The sequence below is a fragment of the Streptomyces sp. NPDC050388 genome (genome assembly GCF_040655635.1).
GTDB lineage: Bacteria > Actinomycetota > Actinomycetes > Streptomycetales > Streptomycetaceae > Streptomyces.
The window spans coordinates 55,357-70,867 of sequence record NZ_JBFAKH010000036.1 but is presented as its reverse complement, the minus strand read 5'-3'; the positions used below and the strand labels follow the sequence as shown (position 1 = coordinate 70,867).

At 70.9% G+C, this 15,511-nt stretch carries 15 protein-coding genes and 1 pseudogene; 10 read left to right on the top strand and 6 right to left on the bottom strand.

The genetic code is table 11. The features are described from left to right. Positions 1 to 10 precede the first annotated feature (10 nt). Entirely contained in the window at positions 11 to 2,131 is a 2,121-nt protein-coding gene (locus AB0I73_RS21725; RefSeq protein WP_363039704.1) for a prolyl oligopeptidase family serine peptidase, read from the bottom strand. A gap of 176 nt (positions 2,132 to 2,307) precedes the next feature. Between AB0I73_RS21725 and AB0I73_RS21720 the strand changes: the two genes are divergently transcribed. Then, positions 2,308 to 2,502 carry a hypothetical protein gene (locus AB0I73_RS21720; RefSeq protein ID WP_109376839.1) on the top strand — a complete coding sequence of 65 codons (195 nt, stop codon included), beginning with the start codon at positions 2,308 to 2,310 and terminating at the stop codon, positions 2,500 to 2,502. A gap of 71 nt (positions 2,503 to 2,573) precedes the next feature. Next, positions 2,574 to 3,029 (top strand): hypothetical protein, encoded by a 456-nt coding sequence (locus AB0I73_RS21715; RefSeq protein ID WP_363039702.1) that lies wholly within the window; start codon positions 2,574 to 2,576, stop codon positions 3,027 to 3,029. A gap of 53 nt (positions 3,030 to 3,082) precedes the next feature. On the opposite strand, the pseudogene AB0I73_RS21710 reads toward AB0I73_RS21715, so the two are convergent. Continuing rightward, positions 3,083 to 4,074 (bottom strand): annotated as a pseudogene (locus AB0I73_RS21710) (BtrH N-terminal domain-containing protein). A 172-nt stretch (positions 4,075 to 4,246) separates the two neighbouring features. Here AB0I73_RS21710 and AB0I73_RS21705 point away from each other — a divergent pair. Both AB0I73_RS21705 and AB0I73_RS21700 read left to right on the top strand, forming a co-directional pair. Next, the gene (locus tag AB0I73_RS21705; RefSeq protein ID WP_363039700.1) at positions 4,247 to 4,675 is read left to right on the top strand and encodes a DUF5959 family protein; all 429 of its coding nucleotides are present in this window, start codon (positions 4,247 to 4,249) and stop codon (positions 4,673 to 4,675) included. Between the two features lie 111 nt (positions 4,676 to 4,786). Continuing rightward, a complete protein-coding gene (locus tag AB0I73_RS21700) occupies positions 4,787 to 5,299 on the top strand; it encodes a hypothetical protein (protein WP_363039698.1) in 513 nt (170 codons plus the stop codon). Positions 5,300 to 5,906: 607 nt separating this feature from the next. Here the strand turns inward: AB0I73_RS21700 and AB0I73_RS21695 are convergent. Next, positions 5,907 to 6,116 (bottom strand): DUF397 domain-containing protein, encoded by a 210-nt coding sequence (locus tag AB0I73_RS21695; protein ID WP_363039696.1) that lies wholly within the window; start codon positions 6,114 to 6,116, stop codon positions 5,907 to 5,909. Next, the gene (locus AB0I73_RS21690; RefSeq protein ID WP_363039694.1) at positions 6,113 to 6,997 is read right to left on the bottom strand and encodes a helix-turn-helix transcriptional regulator; all 885 of its coding nucleotides are present in this window, start codon (positions 6,995 to 6,997) and stop codon (positions 6,113 to 6,115) included. The genes AB0I73_RS21695 and AB0I73_RS21690 overlap by 4 nt, the downstream gene beginning before the upstream one ends. A gap of 146 nt (positions 6,998 to 7,143) precedes the next feature. Between AB0I73_RS21690 and AB0I73_RS21685 the strand changes: the two genes are divergently transcribed. The 3 genes from AB0I73_RS21685 (at position 7,144) to AB0I73_RS21675 (ending at position 9,616) form a co-directional block, all read left to right on the top strand. Beyond that, positions 7,144 to 7,620 (top strand): ATP-binding protein, encoded by a 477-nt coding sequence (locus tag AB0I73_RS21685; RefSeq protein WP_363039733.1) that lies wholly within the window; start codon positions 7,144 to 7,146, stop codon positions 7,618 to 7,620. A gap of 219 nt (positions 7,621 to 7,839) precedes the next feature. After that, positions 7,840 to 8,778, top strand: coding sequence for a helix-turn-helix domain-containing protein (locus AB0I73_RS21680; protein ID WP_363039692.1), 939 nt, complete (start codon positions 7,840 to 7,842; stop codon positions 8,776 to 8,778). 319 nt (positions 8,779 to 9,097) lie between these two features. After that, positions 9,098 to 9,616 (top strand): hypothetical protein, encoded by a 519-nt coding sequence (locus AB0I73_RS21675; protein WP_363039690.1) that lies wholly within the window; start codon positions 9,098 to 9,100, stop codon positions 9,614 to 9,616. A gap of 383 nt (positions 9,617 to 9,999) precedes the next feature. Here AB0I73_RS21675 and AB0I73_RS21670 read toward each other — a convergent pair whose 3' ends face one another. Together AB0I73_RS21670 and AB0I73_RS21665 are read right to left on the bottom strand one after the other, a co-directional pair. After that, the gene (locus AB0I73_RS21670; RefSeq protein ID WP_363039688.1) at positions 10,000 to 11,190 is read right to left on the bottom strand and encodes an SPFH domain-containing protein; all 1,191 of its coding nucleotides are present in this window, start codon (positions 11,188 to 11,190) and stop codon (positions 10,000 to 10,002) included. Positions 11,191 to 11,276: 86 nt separating this feature from the next. Then, positions 11,277 to 11,447: a hypothetical protein gene (locus AB0I73_RS21665; protein WP_363039687.1), complete on the bottom strand. Its 171-nt coding sequence runs from the start codon at positions 11,445 to 11,447 to the stop codon at positions 11,277 to 11,279. 294 nt (positions 11,448 to 11,741) lie between these two features. On the opposite strand from AB0I73_RS21665, the gene mshB reads away from it, so the two are divergent. From mshB to AB0I73_RS21650, 3 genes are all read left to right on the top strand, one after another. Continuing rightward, entirely contained in the window at positions 11,742 to 12,665 is a 924-nt protein-coding gene (mshB, locus tag AB0I73_RS21660; RefSeq protein ID WP_363039685.1) for an N-acetyl-1-D-myo-inositol-2-amino-2-deoxy-alpha-D-glucopyranoside deacetylase, read from the top strand. Continuing rightward, entirely contained in the window at positions 12,662 to 13,090 is a 429-nt protein-coding gene (locus AB0I73_RS21655) for a DUF6113 family protein (RefSeq protein WP_363039683.1), read from the top strand. The genes mshB and AB0I73_RS21655 overlap by 4 nt, the downstream gene beginning before the upstream one ends. 195 nt (positions 13,091 to 13,285) lie before the next feature. Continuing rightward, positions 13,286 to 15,502, top strand: coding sequence for a hypothetical protein (locus AB0I73_RS21650; RefSeq protein ID WP_363039681.1), 2,217 nt, complete (start codon positions 13,286 to 13,288; stop codon positions 15,500 to 15,502). Positions 15,503 to 15,511: the final 9 nt, after the last annotated feature.

The following is a 15,511-nucleotide window of genomic DNA, read 5'->3' as shown; positions in this document are numbered from 1 at the left end:
CCCGCTGTGCTCAGCCCTCGAGCCCCAGCGAGCGTTTGAGGAAGTCCACCTGGAGCAGGAGCAGGTTCTCCGCGACCTGTTCCTGGGGGGTGATGTGGGTGACGCCCGACAGGGGGAGGACCTCGTGGGGGCGGCCGGTGGCGAGGAGGGCGGAGGACAGGCGCAGGGAGTGGGCGACGACCACGTTGTCGTCGGCCAGGCCGTGCACGATCATCAGTGGGCGGTGCCGGTCGGCGGGGGAGGAGAGGCCTTCGGCGGTGACCAGCGAACTGTTCGCGTACGTCTCCGGACGTGCGGCCGGGTCGCCCAGGTACCGCTCCGTGTAGTGCGTGTCGTACAGCGTCCAGTCCGTCACCGGGGCGCCCGCGATGCCGGCGTGGAAGACGTCCGGACGGCGGAGCACCGCCAGCGCCGCGAGGTAACCGCCGTAGGACCAGCCGCGGATGGCCACCCGGGAGAGGTCGAGGGGATGGGAGGCGGCGAGGTCCTGGAGCGCCTCGATCTGGTCGTCCAGGGTGAGCGTGAAGTCGTGGTGGACCGCCTTCTCCCAGGCCGGGGAGCGGCCGGGGGTGCCGCGGCCGTCGGCGACGACCACCGCGAAGCCCTGGTCGGCGAACCACTGCGAGGTCAGATGAGGATTGTGCGCGGCCACCACGCGCTGGCCGTGCGGGCCGCCGTAGGGGTCCATGAGGACGGGGAGCGGGGCGTCACCGGAGTAGTCCCGGGGCATAAGCACGGCGCACGGGATTTTGCGTGCGCCCCCCTGGGTGAGGGTCACCCGCGGGGACATACCGGGGTCTTCTGTGTAGGAGGGGACAGTCGCCGTCGGTTTCCCGTCACGCAGGACCACCGCCCGGGAACCTGGCCGATCCGGTGTCGCGGAGACGAGCACGGTGACGCCCCCGGCACGTACGGCGGAGTGCACGCCGGGCCCCTGCGAGACGCGCTCCACGCCGAGCTCGTTCACCCGGTAGACGTGCACCTCGCCGATCTCCGGATCGGCCGCCTCCTCGCCCGCCGACGCCGAGACCAGCACATCGTCGTCGGAGACGTCCAAAACGGCCCGGATGTGCAACTGCCCTCCGGTGAGCGGTCGTTCGCCCACGGCGAGTCGTCGTGCACCCCCCTCGTCCGCGATCCGCACCAGCTGCCCGGACGGGCTCCAGCAGGGCACCCCGGGGAAAAGTTCAAGCCAATTTGGATCTTCGTCGGCGTGCACCATCCGGGTCGCCCCGGAATCCGGGTCCACCGCCAGGATCAGCTGACCGCGCTGGTCGCGCGCCTGTACGAGCAGCAGCGGCGCCCCCGCCGCTGACCAGTGCACATGCGCCAGATACGGATACCGCGCCCGGTCCCAGGCGACCTCCGAACGCTCCCCGTCCAGCCCGATCACGAACAGCCGCACCTCCGCGTTCGCGGTGCCCGCCGCCGGGTACGCCACCCGCTGCGGCTCCCGCTCCGGATGCGCCGGATCGGAGATCCACCATCGTTCCACCGGCGTGTCGTCCGCGCGCGCCACCAGCAGCCGGTCCGACTCGGGCGCCCACCAGAAGCCCCGCAGGCGGTGCATCTCCTCGGCCGCGATGAACTCCGCCAGACCGTAGGTGACGTTGTCCGCCTCGGGCGTCGCCAGCGCCCGGTCGTCCTCCCCCTCCGCCCCGACGACCCGCAGCGCACCCTGCGCGACATAGGCGACGTGGCGTCCGTCGGGCGACGGACGGGGGTCGATCACCGGCCCGGGAGTGGGCAGTTCACGCGCCGTCCCGGCCTGCAGCTCGGCCGTGAAAAGCCGCCCTGACAAGGCGAAAGAGGCCAACTCCACGGCCGCGTCGGTGGCGTAGCCGACGATGCCGGCGCCCCCCTCACGGCTGCGCTCGCGCCGGGCCCGCTCCTCGGCCGACAGGCGCTCCGAGGCGCCGCCCAGGAGGGCCCGCGGGTCGGCCGCCACCCGCTCCCCACCGCCCTCCGGGTCGAGCACCCACAGCGAGTTCGCCCGGTCCGTACCGGAACCCGAGCGCAGGAACACCACCCGGGAACCGTCGGGTGCCACGGTGAACGCACGCGGCGCGCCGAGCGTGAAGCGCTGGGTGCGGGCGTGCCGTCGGGGGAAGGAGTCAGCATCGGTCGTCATGCCATGACCATATTGGCCATGCGCCCCCTTGTGCGGCCGTGCGCCGACCGATGCACACGTACGGATAGTTATGATCGTTAGCGCATAGTGGGTATGCACCTGCTGGCTGCTGTGTGGAAGTCCCTGCCCCCATATCCCTACCCCCCGAGTCCTGGGGTCCTTGGAGGTGAACCGCCGTGGCACTCTCGATTTCGGCGGTGGTGCTGCTGGCGATCATCGTCTTCCTGCTGATCAAGAAGTCGGGCCTCAAAACCGGGCATGCGGTCGTCTGCATGCTCCTCGGCTTCTACATGGCGTCGTCGACGATCGCGCCCACGATCAGCGAGTTGACGACCAACATCGCGGGGATGATCGGCAGCATCAGCTTCTGACCCGGCCGGCCTCGTCCGGCCCGACTCCACGCCCCCGCGGGGGTGCCGACGCAACACGCGGGGACTGACAGGTGCAGGAAGCCGGGCTGCTCGCCGTCATGGGGCTGCTGGTCTTCTGGCTGCTGTGGAGCCTGGTGAACCTCTACCGCATCCCCACGGGCCTGCGGGACGGATCGTGGCGGCGTCCGCTGTGGTGGGTGCGCCTGTGGTCCCTGTCGCTGTTCGTCGGCTTCGCGGCATGGCTCCGGGGAGTGCTCAGTGGCGGGCTCGACGTCGGCGAAACATGCGCGTACACGCATCACCAGACGTACGACAGTGCCTACCTGGCGGCCCATCCCGAGGAATTCAACGAGCTGTTCCCGCTGAGCAACAAGTGCAACGCGCACTACGACCTGGTCCCGGCCTGGGTCAACCCGACCATCGCGAGCTGCGTCGCCTTCGTGCTGCTCGCCACCGCGGTGCTGCTGTGGTTCGGCGCCGCGCGTCTGGCCCGATTGATCGGGGAGCACCCGCGGTCACAGGCCTGACCCCAGGATGCGGCCTCCGACTCCGGCTCCGCGCACGACCCGCCGGATGGGTCCTAGAGCAGGCTGAGTGCCTGCATCGCCTCGCGTTCGATGCGTGAGAGGTCGTGGAGGACGGAACCGGCCTGTACGAGGTTCTTCGCGTCGCCGGATTCGCCCGCTGCCGCGACGAGTGCGGCCACCTGCGTCCAGAGGACGGCGGCCTCGGCGTACAGGGTGTGGCCGGTGCGCAGGTGGCTGCTGTCGATCAGCTGGGCGCACTCGGCGAGGAAGTCCCGGTAGAGGTTGCGGAACAGGGCGCCGCCGGTGCCGGCCCTCTCCATGAGGGCGGCGGTCCGTGGCAGATCGCCCCGCGGATCGTCGCTGCGCCGCAGCCACTTCGGAACCTGCCCGGCGGCCTTCTCGACGCCCCGGTGGCCCAGGTTCGCGATGGGCGGGTTCAGGAAGGCGTCGGCACAGGTCTTGATCGTGGGGATGATCCGGTCCCGCGTCGGCGTCGGGCTGCTGGGCGCCGTGAGGGTGAAGGAGCGGTGCCTGGCGCTCATGGGGCCGCGCGCGGCCCTGGCTCTGGCCAGGCCGTCGAGGCCGGTGGAGACGGCTCCGCCCTGCTGGTCGGTGTCCACCAGGTAGGCGTCCTGTCCGTCGTAGCCGTACATGGCCACGATGTGCCCGCCGAAGTGCACCTTGGTGCTGAAGTACTCCAGGTGGTAGCTGTCGAGCTGCAGGCCGACCGGCCGACCGGCCGACCGGCGTCGAGGGGTACCGCCACGTTCCGCCATGCCTTGCGCGGGGAGGTGGTCTCTTCGACCAGCAGCTCGAGCCCGAGGGCGGCGGCCAGGTTCCTGGTGAGCTCGAACGGCTTGACCCGGCCTCCCAGGAAGGGGAACCCCATGGCCTTGCTGTCCCAGTAGACGAAGGACAGCCCGGAGCCGAGCCCGAACAGCATGGGCTCGGACAGGTCGATCCCCTCATGCCGCAGCAGCACACCCAGCGCCGTCGTCTCACAGTGCCGCATGCCGCGGGCCTCGACACCCTTCACCATGGCCATGCCGCTCATTCTCCTCCCTCACCTGCCGACGACGCCGCAGATGGGCGAGCCGGACCACCGGGTCCCAGGCACGATCCGCCGGGCAGGTCCTGAGAACCCCTGAGGAAATGGGTTTGGCCGGGCACTTCCGGCAGGGCGATGATCTCCGGTACTCGCGGATGAAGGGGCAACGATGAGCGACATCGCTCCCAGGGAGCTCATCCGTCTTGCCGATGACGAGGGGAACAGCGTCACCGTCGACGTTCTGGGGCGTGCCCCCCGGTGGAGCGCCGGGCTCGACGCCGAGATCGTGGTCGGGACGCCTTTCGTGTCCGGCCGTATTGACCTGGTGCTTTCCACCTCGAAGCTTGAAGCCTGGTCCGACGCGCTGGACAGGCTTGACGCCGGCGAGGACGTCGCATGGATGGAGAGGAGCAGGGGGCCGTCCCTCTTCATCCACCTCACCGGCGAGCGCGACTGTCCGGAAGTAGTCGTCGAGGACGAGTCGGGGTCCATGGTCACCGTGCGGGTGCCCCTCGTCCCGCCGGACGACTGGCTTGCCGACCACCGGCAGCGCCTGCACGAGGTGATGAACCACTGGGTCCCGATGCTGTCAGCGTAGGGAGACAAGTCGCCGCCGACAGATGAGTGCGCAGCCCAGGACGAGGGAGGCTTCGTGGATGTCGTCGCGGATCTCCAAGAGGGGGTACGGGGCGTGGACGAGGGGAAACATGTGAACGAGAGCACTCGGGACGGGCGCCTCCAGCTCGCGGGGCTGTCCGGCGCTGCGGTGACGGCACTCCTCGCGGTGGTGCCGGTCGTCGGCTTCGGCTTGAAGGCCAGCCTGCCTTGGTGGGCCGTCGCGGCCACCGTCTTGCTGACTGCGGGGTTTGCCGGATGGACCGGAGCGCAGATCGGCCGACGTCGAGGTATCCGCAAGGAGGTTCTGGAGCCCGGAGAGAAGGTGGTCGCGACCTACACCGTCCGGCCCCCGTTCACCGAACACACACCGCCCGCGGCGTACCAGGGCCCCCAGTATCAACTCCGCGTGACCACGCACGGACTGCAGATGTGGGAGCGTTCCGTCTTGCTCTGGCGGCACCCGTGGTCAGAGCTGCGCGTGATCCCCGACGGCCCCCGGCTGCGCATCCACCATCAGGGACAGGAAGCCGGGACGCTGCTGTTGGAACAGCCAGGTGCCCTCCAGGAAGTCCTCCTCGCCGCCGGACGGCACGGGGCCACCTGACAGCTGCCTACGGCACGAAGAGACACCGGACGGCCGCGTCATCAACCTGTCCGGCGGCCTCGACATGTGCGATACCGGGGCACGCGTCCACGTCTTGGGGAGGACACACCGTCCCAAAACCGTGAGCACTTTGGCCATCACTGTTCTGATGTCGCTCGTTTGAGCGCTTAAGTGACACATGCCCGCCCACTGCTCACGGTTTTCGGCAAGGCACCCGTCTCCGGCCCCACAGTGTCAGGATCCCGGAGATCCCCTGCAGCACCCGGCGGGACGCCATTCAGCCCAGGTGGCGGGCGATCGCCCGGCGCGAGTGGCCCTGTGCAGGCACCTCGTGGGCCAGAACGTCTGCTGCCTTCTTGCGTTGGGCCCGTCGGTCGATTGAATCCGGGCCGGAAAGCCCCGAATCGTCTTGAGGGGTGTCGACGTTCGACTGCTTGGGTGCCCGCCCGGGTGGGCGGTCAGCCACGATGCCGGCGGCCCTGCTCGGCATGTCGGGAGCACATCGTCCGCGACCTCCAGCCCACTCTCGACGAGTTCACCGCCATCGCCCGTGCCCTGGGCGGCGAAGTGGACGTACCGGAGGCCGAGGGCGAGCAGGAGCTGTCCGTCAGCCCTCGACCGCGTACGGCACGAAGTCGGCCCACGCGGCGGGAGAGAAGTCCAGCCGGCCGCCCTCCACGTCCTTGGAGTCACGGACGTGGACGGTGCTGGGACTGGTGGCGATCTCGATGCAGGAGTCTGTCTCCGCCCCGCTGCTGTAACTGCTCTTGAACCACGTCAGGTCGCTGATGTCCCTGGACGAGGTGTTGCGGATCATGTCTCCCCCAGCAGTTGGTCGATGAACACGGCCGACTCGCGTGGTGTGAGGGCCTGCGCCCGGATGATTCCATAACGGAGTTCAAGGATACGGAGTTGCCTCGGATCGGAGACCGGTCGGCCGTGGGCGACGCCCGGTGAGCGGCCCACCGCCGTTCCATCCTCGAACTTCAGCACCTCGATCGCCCCGTCCACACCGGCGTGCTCCTCGCGGTCCACCGGCATCACCTGGATCTCGACGTTCGGCAACTTCCCCAGCTCAAGCAGGTGTTCGAGCTGCTGGCGTACCACCATTGTCCCCCCGAGGCGCCTCCTGAGCGTCCACTCGTCCTGGACAAAGCTGAGTTCGGGCGCTGAGTCGCGCTCGAAGACGGATTTACGGGCCATGCGAGCAGCTACACCTCGTTCGACTTCCTCCTCGGAGTATCGAGGGCGCCGCATACGGAACAGAGCTTGTGTGTAATCCGGCGTCTGCAAGAGGCCGTGGATGTTCACGGGGTCATACAGTTGGAGCTCAACTGCTCGCGCCTCCAGCTGCGCCAAGTCCCGCACCTTCTTCGGGTACCGGACCTTCTTCACGTCCTCCTTCATCGCCGAGATGAGACCACCGGCGTTGAACACCTCGTCCGCCGTGTCCAGGTACTCGGGGCGGGGGATGCGCTTGCCGCTCTCGATCTTGTAGACGAGGTCGTCGCCGTAACCGACCGCCATCGCGAAGTCGCCGACCCGCATGCCCGCCGCTTCTCGCCGGAGCCTCAACTGCCGTCCCACGGTGGCCACTACCGCGAGTGCCCAGTCGTCGTCCGGGTCGACCTCCCACCCCGGTTCGTCCGTCCGGTCCGTCTCGGTCGTGACCCGCACCGCCTCGCCGTTCACCGACATGTCGCGCTCCTCCGTTGTGCCGCGCAGTACCGTCACGACGTGCGGGTGGGAGCCGCGTCGACAGTTCGGACAGGGCCGGGCAAGCCGTGGACGGTCACCCTACGCAGCGTCGTGATCACTCATCACGGTACGTCCGGTCGGCCACGCTGAGTGACGTGAATCAGGAAATTGCCGAGACCAGATCTCAACCCGACAGCGGAATCCGCGACTTCACCGTGCTGCTGTCGTCCACCCCGCGCGGTGCCCGCCTCGCCCGTCTGCTCGCGGCGGACACGCTCCGGGACTGGGGACTGCCGTACGAGGCGGCGAGCCATGTCGTGGCGGAACTGGCGGCCAACGCGGCCACCCATGGCCGGCTCCCCGGGCGCAGCTTTCGCCTGACGCTCTACGTGGTCGGCGGCACGCTCCGCATCGAGGTCACCGACACGCGCGGCGACCGGCTGCCCGCGCTCCAGGCGCCCGATGGCGGGGCCGAGTCGGGCCGTGGGCTGCTGCTCGTCGAGGCGCTGGCAGACCGCTGGGGGGTGGTCGAGGGGCGGTTCCCGCGCAAGACCGTATGGGCCGAACTGAGCCTGACGCCACCGGAACGCGACATCGCGGGCTCCGGCATCGTCGACGACTGAAAAGACAAAGAACGTCGGGGGAAAGAACCCCACCAAGCCCCACCTCTCCCGCCCGTGGCGCGCACTCACTCGGGCGGGTGAACATCTCCGGTCCGGCTGGATTTCGGGGCCCCTGAGGCCTGACGCTCAGCGCAGGACACCAGCAAACATGCGACGGCCCCCGCCGGGACTGCAATCCCAGTGCGAGGGCCTGACCACCGAGGAAGACAGGACTTCCCGATGGATACGCAGAACCCTAGCGCGCCCCTGCGCGCACAGGCCCGTATCGCGGGCAACAAGCACCCGAACCGGGGCCACCGCGCCGGTGGGCTCCAGCACGACAACACCCGCCACACCACCCGTTTCACGGTCATCGGCAACCACCTCGCCCAGCACCAGGAGCTCTCGCTGCTAGCCATCGGGCTCGGCACGCACCTCCAGTCGCTGCCGAAGGGCGCGCCGGCCGACATCAAGACCCTCGCCGCCCGGTTTCCCGAGGGAGCCACCCGTATCGCCGCCGCCCTGCGCGAGCTGGAGGCCCACGGCTATCTGCGCCGCGAGCGCGTACGCACCCCCTCCGGCCGGATCGTCACCCGCACGACCTCCTGCAACCAGCCGGCGGCAGCCCGCCACCACACCGGGACACTCACCTGTCCGGTGGCGGAACCGCAACGGCGCGAGCAGCAGGACCGGCAGGAGGCGTGCGAGGAGCGGGAGTCGCCGCGCGCGATGCGGGAGAAGCGAGCGCCCCGCAAGCAGCTCCCTGCCGTACCCGGCCCCGGGTACCCCGCCCCCGCGCTCCTCCGGGCCGCCACCGATCTCCTTGCGGACCTCCACCATCACGACCCCCGGCTGCTCCTCTCCGCCTGCGACACGGCTCATCTGGCCCCCGGCGTCGCCGCCTGGCTGGAGCGGGACGTCACGCCCGCCGCCGTACGCCACGCCCTGACCGCCGACCTGCCGCCCGAGGGCGTACGGCGCCCCGCCGCCCTCCTGGCCCACCGCCTCACCGTCCAGTTGCCGCCCCCGCCGCCCTTCCGCGCCCCGGCCGAGCCCTCACCCGGCCGGTACGCGATGCGCAACTGCGACGGCTGCGACCGCGGCTTCCGCGCCCCGGTACCGGGCCCCGACCGCTGCCGCGACTGCCGGAACCGAACGCAAGAAAGCCCGCTGACATGAGCGCGCGTCAGGACATCTCCCCGTTTACCGGGTCATGCGGGATGCCGTTCAGTCGATGGACGACAGCGGCACCGTCCCGGGCACATTCGAGATCACCAAGACAGCGTCATCGGCGAGAAGACCGTCATCCACTACGCGGACCGGGCGCGGGCACCTCGCCCGCCGCTGGGAGGTGTCGTCAAAGTGTCACGGTCACCTCAGGAGCGATGCGAGGATGACGGCTCCTGAGCAGAACCGGGCCGTGCCACTTCGGAGCGGCACGGACAGCCGTCCTGCCTGGCGGGCCCCCTCCGCCCCGGCCCTCATCCTGGAGCTCGTTTTGTCTTTACGGACAGGTGCCACTCGGCCGATATCCCTGCTCCTGTCGATCGCGTTCGCGGTCGGAACGCTCACCGGCTGCGCGCTGCAGGAACTCGCCAGGGACTGCGGGGGGACCGGCGACCGGGTGAAGGAGATGGCTGCGCTCGACATCCTCGACTCCCGGCCCGTCAAGGCCACTGTCGCCCGGGGCTTCGAGGAGGTCGACGCCGGCTGCTGGGCGGACAGCGGCGATGTCTCGGTGTACGCCAACCGGACCTACGCCTTCCCCGGAACGCAGGCCGAAGTGGCCGCACACTACCGGACGGCAGCAGTACGGGACGGATGGAATCAGGACCCCGAAGCCTCGTCCGACGGCCTGTGCTTCGTCAAAGAGAAGATGTCCCTGCAGATCGTCTTCCTCACCGCCGAAGGCCTCGCGGAGGACGGCCACGGAAGCCGCCCCGACCTCACCACCGGGGCCGGCTACTCGATCAATGTCGACTCGTTCGTGAACAGCGGCGTCGAAGCGGGCTGCTAGAAGTTGCCGTCGCAGTGTCACGCACACATCAGGAGTGATGCGCGGGTGACGACTGCTTCGTATGTCCCGATGTCGCTCATTTGAGCGCTTACCTGACACTTGGCCGCCGAGTGCTCACGCTTTTCCACACGACACCCCTCTCCGGCCCCACAGCGTCGGGGCCGTGGAGCCCCCTGCACCACCCGGCGGGACGTCATCCCCGTCCCGGGCCCCGACCACCGTCGCGACTGCCGTACTGATGTGAAGGCGCCTGAACGACGAGGGGTGACGAGCACCGGCGAAAGGGTGGCCCGCCCCTGCTGCCGGTGTGCGGAGGGGCGGGCGCGGGGCGTGCGTGAGCGAAGCCTCCCGGCCGCAGGCCGTCAACGGGCCCGCCCCTGCCGCTACGGGGTCGGGCCGGGGATGCGCAGGTTGCTCTTTCCGTTGACGGTGGGGTCCTTCGTGTTCTGGAGGGCGTCGAGGATGGCCAGGCCCTGGCTCACCAGGCCCGTGGCCATCTGGTTGACGCCCTCGGTGCCGTTGAGGACGGTGAGGTGGGCGCCCGACATACCGCGGGCGGCCGCGTCGGCGAGGGCCGGCAGGTTCTCCACCACACGGTTGGCGGCGATCAGTTCCTGGTTGCCGTCGCGCAGCGAGCGGGCGCGGGCGGTGTTCGCGTCGGCCTGGGCCTGCGCGAGGGTCCGCTCGGCGTAGGCGTTGCCGTCCGCCTCGAACTTGGCCTTGTCCCGGGCGGCTTCGGCCAGGGTGCGCTGCCGGTACGCCTCGGCGTCCGCCGGGCGCCTGACCTCTCCTTCGAGGCGCTGGGCCGCCAGTTCGGCCCGGCGCTTGGCGAGCGCGGTCTGTTCCTCGATGACCTCGTGGGACGCCGTGGCCTCGGCGAGCGGGCCGGCCTGGGCGGCCCGGGCCTTGGACTGCTCGGTCTCGGCGAGGAACCCGGCCCGCTTGATCGCGGTGTCCCGCTCGTACTCCGCCTTGAGGGCGGCCGCCTGCTGTTCGCGTTCGGTCGCCTCCTGGTCGGCCTTGGCCTGGGCGATCCGCGCCTGGCTGGCGACCGCGGCGGCGTGCGGGGCGGCGAGGTTGTTGATGTAGCCGGTGGCGTCCTCGATCTCCTGGATCTGGAGCGCGTCGACGACGATGCCGAGTTTCTCCATCTCGCTGTGACTGCCCGCCATCACCTCCTGGGCGACCCGGTCGCGTTCCCGGATGATCTGCTCGACGGTCAGTCCGCCGACGATGGACCTGAGGTGTCCGGCGAAGATCCGGCCGACGAGCTCCTCCATCTGTTCCTGTTCGGAGAGGAAGCGGCGGGCCGCGTTGGCGATCGAGACCGCGTCGTCGCCGACCTTGAACACGCAGACCGCGCGCACATGCAGCTGGATGCCCTGCTGGGTGACGCAGTCCTCCGCGATCTCCGCTTCCCGCAGCGCCAGGGACAGCATGCGGGCCTTCTGCTTCACCGGCAGGACGAAACTGCCGTGACCTGTGACGATACGGAACTGAGTCTCCTGCGCCTGCCGTTTCGTGCCGGATATGAGCATGGCCTCATTGGGCGCGGGGACCTGCCAGAACAGCATGAGAGAACTCCCGTCGAGCAGCGGGACGCGACATGTTTTCAAGACCTTTGCAGGGCCGTTCAGGGCTGTTCGGGACCGTTCACCGTTCAGGCCGGCAGCGGTTCGACGATCACCGAACGTGCCGAGAGGGAGTCGACGACCACGACCCGTGCGTTTCTCGCGAGGGGGGTGTTGGTACGCGACCACGCCGCGTAGGTCTCCGAGCCCCCGCGCACAGCCACCAGGACCTCACCCGGTCCGTCCGGAGGAATCCCCACGGTGATCCTTCCGACCGCTCCGACCGGGCTCCGGGAGGACTCGTCAGCGCTGGGCACGGGCCCTCTCGCCGGGCATACGCCTCATGATCACGGGCGATCACCTCCGGCCCTCTCCTCGATCGGGAGCGGCCACGGCACTCGAGCCGACGGCGACGATTCTCCCGATGTCTTCACGGTACTCCCGCCCGGCAGGGGGCGGGCCGTGGTGGGTGTTCGGTGGGGCGGGGCGGGGACCCGGAGGGGTGGGGCGGCGCCGTGCCCGCGGGGCGGCCGGGCGACTCGTAGGCTGGCCCCATGACGGAACTGCCCTCCCCCAGCCTCCAACCGGGGGGACCCCCATCTCGCTCCGCTCGGCGGATGATGCTCGTGCACGCTCATCCGGACGACGAGTCGATCAACAACGGCGCCACCATGGCCCGGTACGCCGCCGAGGGCGTGCACGTGACGCTGGTCACCTGCACGCTCGGTGAGCGTGGCGAGGTCATTCCGCCCGAGCTGGCCCACCTGAGCGGTGCCGCCCTCGGGCAGCACCGGATGGGTGAGCTGGCCGAGGCGATGCGCGCGCTCGGTGTCGAGGACTTCCGGCTGCTCGGCGGCGCCGGGCGCTACAGCGACTCCGGGATGATGGGCCTGCCCGACAACGGCGACCCCGGATGTTTCTGGCAGGCCGACGTCGACCAGGCCGCCGGTCTGCTCGCCGAGGTGATCCGCGAGGTCCGGCCCCAGGTGCTCGTCACGTACGACGAGCGCGGCGGCTACGGGCACCCCGACCACATCCAGGCGCACCGCGTCGCCATGCGCGCCGTCGAGCTGGCCGCGGGGGACGGCCGGGACGGGTGGGACGTTCCCAAGGTGTACTGGAACCGGGTGCCCCGTTCCGTCGCCGAGGCGGCCTTCGCGCGTCTGGACGAGGAACTGCCCGGGCTGCCGTTCGAGAAGGCGGGCAGCATCGGTGACGTACCCGGTGTCGTCTCCGACGTGCACGTCACCGCCGAGGTCGACGGCACGGCGTACGCCGCCGCCAAGGCCGCCGCGATGCGCGCGCACGCCACCCAGATCACGGTGGCCGAGCCGTACTTCATGCTCTCCAACGAACTCGCGCAGCCGCTGTTCACCACCGAGTACTACGAGTTGGTGCGCGGAGAACGCTCCGTCGGCCGGGAGAACGACCTGTTCGCGGGAGTGGGCGCCGGAGCCGGTGCGGGGGAGGCGTCGTGAGCGACCGGAGCGACCGGGGCCGGTCCACCTCGGTGCTGGCCCAGCCGCTGCGACCGCCCTCCGCCGGGCGGCTCGCCGCCTGCCTGGGGCTGTTCCTCCTCGGCGCCGTGGTCGGTGTGGCCGGGGCGCTGGTGCAGCCCGCCTGGTTCCCGGGCGGGCTGCTGCTCGCCCTCGCGGGCGAGGCCGGGCTCTGTCTCGGCGCGGGCCTCGCCCTTCGCAGCCGGGCCGGGGCCGCGTCGGCCGCCGGCGGCTGGGTGATCGTCGTCCTCCTGCTCACCGCCAGCCGCCCGGAGGGTGACTTCCTGTTCGCCGCGGGAGCCGGCTCCTACCTCTTCCTGCTCGGCGGCATCGCCGTCGCTGTGATCTGCGCCACCCTCGCGCCGGTGCGGCAACCGGACGGCCGCACCGTCCGACTTGGGAAGTGACGTACCACTTCGCCGCGGTACGCGCGTGCGGGTCCCGTGCGGGTTTCCCCGGCGGTCCTGAGAAACGGGCCGGATGCGGCCAGTATGGTGGTGCGCGCGCCGCTGGGCCTCCCCGAACTCTCGGCTCCGGTCGAGTTGGGGGGGACCCCACCGTGAGGTCGTGACGGGCGGCGGAGCCAACCGGGAGAACCTGCCTTGAGTCGTGAAACTGACACTCCGTCCACCGGGCCCGACGGGCGCGGCGGAGCCGCGTACCCGTCGGGCACTCCGCCCTACGGGATTCCGGCGGTTCCGGACGAGGCGACGGCCGCGGGCCGTCCGGCCGCGCGGTCGGGCGAACGGCGTCCGGACGAACGCAAGACCGAGACCACCCTGACGACCAGAATCCGGATCAACATCCCCGGATCGAGGCCCATTCCGCCGGTCGTCGTGCGCAAGCCCGTCACGGACGGCGAGGGCGCGGACGACGGCGGCACCCAGTCCGACACCCGTGTCGAAGGGCAGGCGTCGGCGCCCGGTGCACCCGGGCCCGCGGGCACCGGCCCCGGTTCCGGCGAGCCGCCCGCCGTGGCGGCTCCGGGCGCGCAGTCCGGCGGCTCCGGGCAGTTGGTCCCGCGGCAGGCGGCCCCGCAGCAGTCGGCCCCGGCGGAGAAGCCGACCAGTGACTGGTTCGCGCCCCGCAAGTCCGGTGCGGGCAAGGGCGGTACGGGCGGCGGCTCCGGCAACGGGGCGGGTGTGCCGAGCGGTTCGGGTTCCGCGGCGCCCGGGGGCGGCCCCTCCGGTGCTTCCGGCGCCGGTGCGCCCGGTGCTGCGCGGCCGGGTGGACGTCCGGCCGGCGTGGTCGGCGGCATGAGCGTGACGAGCGGCGGCGCCCGGCCCGGCGGCCTCGCCGGCACGAACGGTTCCGCACCCGGTGCCGGGGCCGGCGGGTTCTCCGGCGCGACCGGCGGCCCGGTGGCCCCCGGGCACGGCGGCGGCACCGGTTCCTTCGACGTGACCGAGGCGCTGGCCGGCGGCGGCCAGGCCGGGCACTCCGGACCTCCCGAGCAGCCCGGTGCGTCCAGCCCCTCCAGCCCGTCCGGTCCGTTCGGGCCGCCCGGCCAGTCCAGGTCGGCGCTGTACCAGGGTGGGCCCGAGGGGCCCACGACCGGTCCGGTCACCGGCCAGGGGCCGATGGTCCCGCCGCGCGGCAGCGGCCCCCACGGCGCGGGCGGTGCAGGCGGCGGGCTGAGTGACGACACCGCGAGCCTCACCCCGCAGATGCACGCCCCCGACCAGGAGGCCCCGGGCTACGGCGCCCGTCACGACGACGTCTCCGGGTACACCGGCACCAGGAACGCCCCGGTCGTCCCGGCGAGCGCGGCCTTCGACGCGGACACCCCCGCCGGTGGCCGCGGCCCGCTCACGCCCTCCAGGTTCCCCGCACCGGTCACCCCGGCCCCGCCCCCGGCGACGTCCTCGAAGCAGCCGAAGAAGAAGGGGCGCAACAAGCTCGCCCTGATCGGCGGCGGCGTGGTCCTCCTCATCGGGGTCGCCTACGGCGCCGGCCTGCTGATGAACCACTCCGACGTGCCCAAGGGCACCACCGTGCTCGGCGTCGACATCGGCGGCGGCACCCGCGACGAGGCCGTGAAGACGCTCGACAAGGCCCTCGCCGAGCGGTTGAACAAGCCGCTCGAGCTGACCGTCGGCGACAAGACCGTCGCACTGCAGCCGGACAACGCCGGACTGCAGCTCGACACCGACGCCACCGTCGGCGCCGCGGCGAAGAGCGACTACAACCCGGTCTCCGTGATCGGTTCGCTCTTCGGCAACAGCCGCGTCGTCGACCCCGTCATCCCCGTCGACGAGGAGAAGCTGCACGCCGCCCTGGAGGCCGCGGGCGGCGGCTCCGCCAACGACGGCACGATCACCTTCGAGTCCGGCAAGGCCGTCGCCGTCTACGGCAAGCCCGGCGCGGGCATCGACGTCGACAAGTCGATCGACGCGGTCGAGCAGGCGTACCGGACCCAGGTGGAGACCGGTTCCTCGTCCCCGGTGAAGGTCCCGACCACCACCCGGGAACCCGCGGTCTCCAAGGCCGAGGTCGACCGGATGATGAAGGAGTTCGCCCAGCCGGCGATGTCCGACCTGGTCACGGTCCAGACCGACGCCGCGCACACCATCGCCTTCAGCCCGGAGAAATCGCTCTGGAAGTTCCTCGGCGTCAAGGCGCAGGACGGCAAGCTGGTCGAGTACTACGACCGGAAGGCGCTCGAGGAGCTCTACGGCGACACTTTCGACGGCGTCCTGATCACCCGCGGCAACGGGGAGAAGACCCCGGTCACCGTCGAGGACGTGATCGGCGCCCTGCGCCCCGCGCTGCTGAGCACCAGCGACCGCGTCGCCGTCATCGAGACCGACCCTAGCTGACGTGGACCG

What these genes read in the sequence shown, in the direction of transcription:
- AB0I73_RS21690 (WP_363039694.1), bottom strand. Translation starts at nt 6,997, where the DNA reads ATGTCGGTGAACGGCGAGGCGGTGCGGGTCACGACCGAGACGGACCGG.
- AB0I73_RS21705 (WP_363039700.1), top strand. Translation starts at nt 4,247, where the DNA reads ATGAGCGACATCGCTCCCAGGGAGCTCATCCGTCTTGCCGATGACGAG.
- AB0I73_RS21670 (WP_363039688.1), bottom strand. Translation starts at nt 11,190, where the DNA reads ATGCTGTTCTGGCAGGTCCCCGCGCCCAATGAGGCCATGCTCATATCC.
- AB0I73_RS21680 (WP_363039692.1), top strand. Translation starts at nt 7,840, where the DNA reads ATGGATACGCAGAACCCTAGCGCGCCCCTGCGCGCACAGGCCCGTATC.
- mshB (WP_363039685.1), top strand. Translation starts at nt 11,742, where the DNA reads ATGACGGAACTGCCCTCCCCCAGCCTCCAACCGGGGGGACCCCCATCT.
- AB0I73_RS21695 (WP_363039696.1), bottom strand. Translation starts at nt 6,116, where the DNA reads ATGATCCGCAACACCTCGTCCAGGGACATCAGCGACCTGACGTGGTTC.
- AB0I73_RS21725 (WP_363039704.1), bottom strand. Translation starts at nt 2,131, where the DNA reads ATGACGACCGATGCTGACTCCTTCCCCCGACGGCACGCCCGCACCCAG.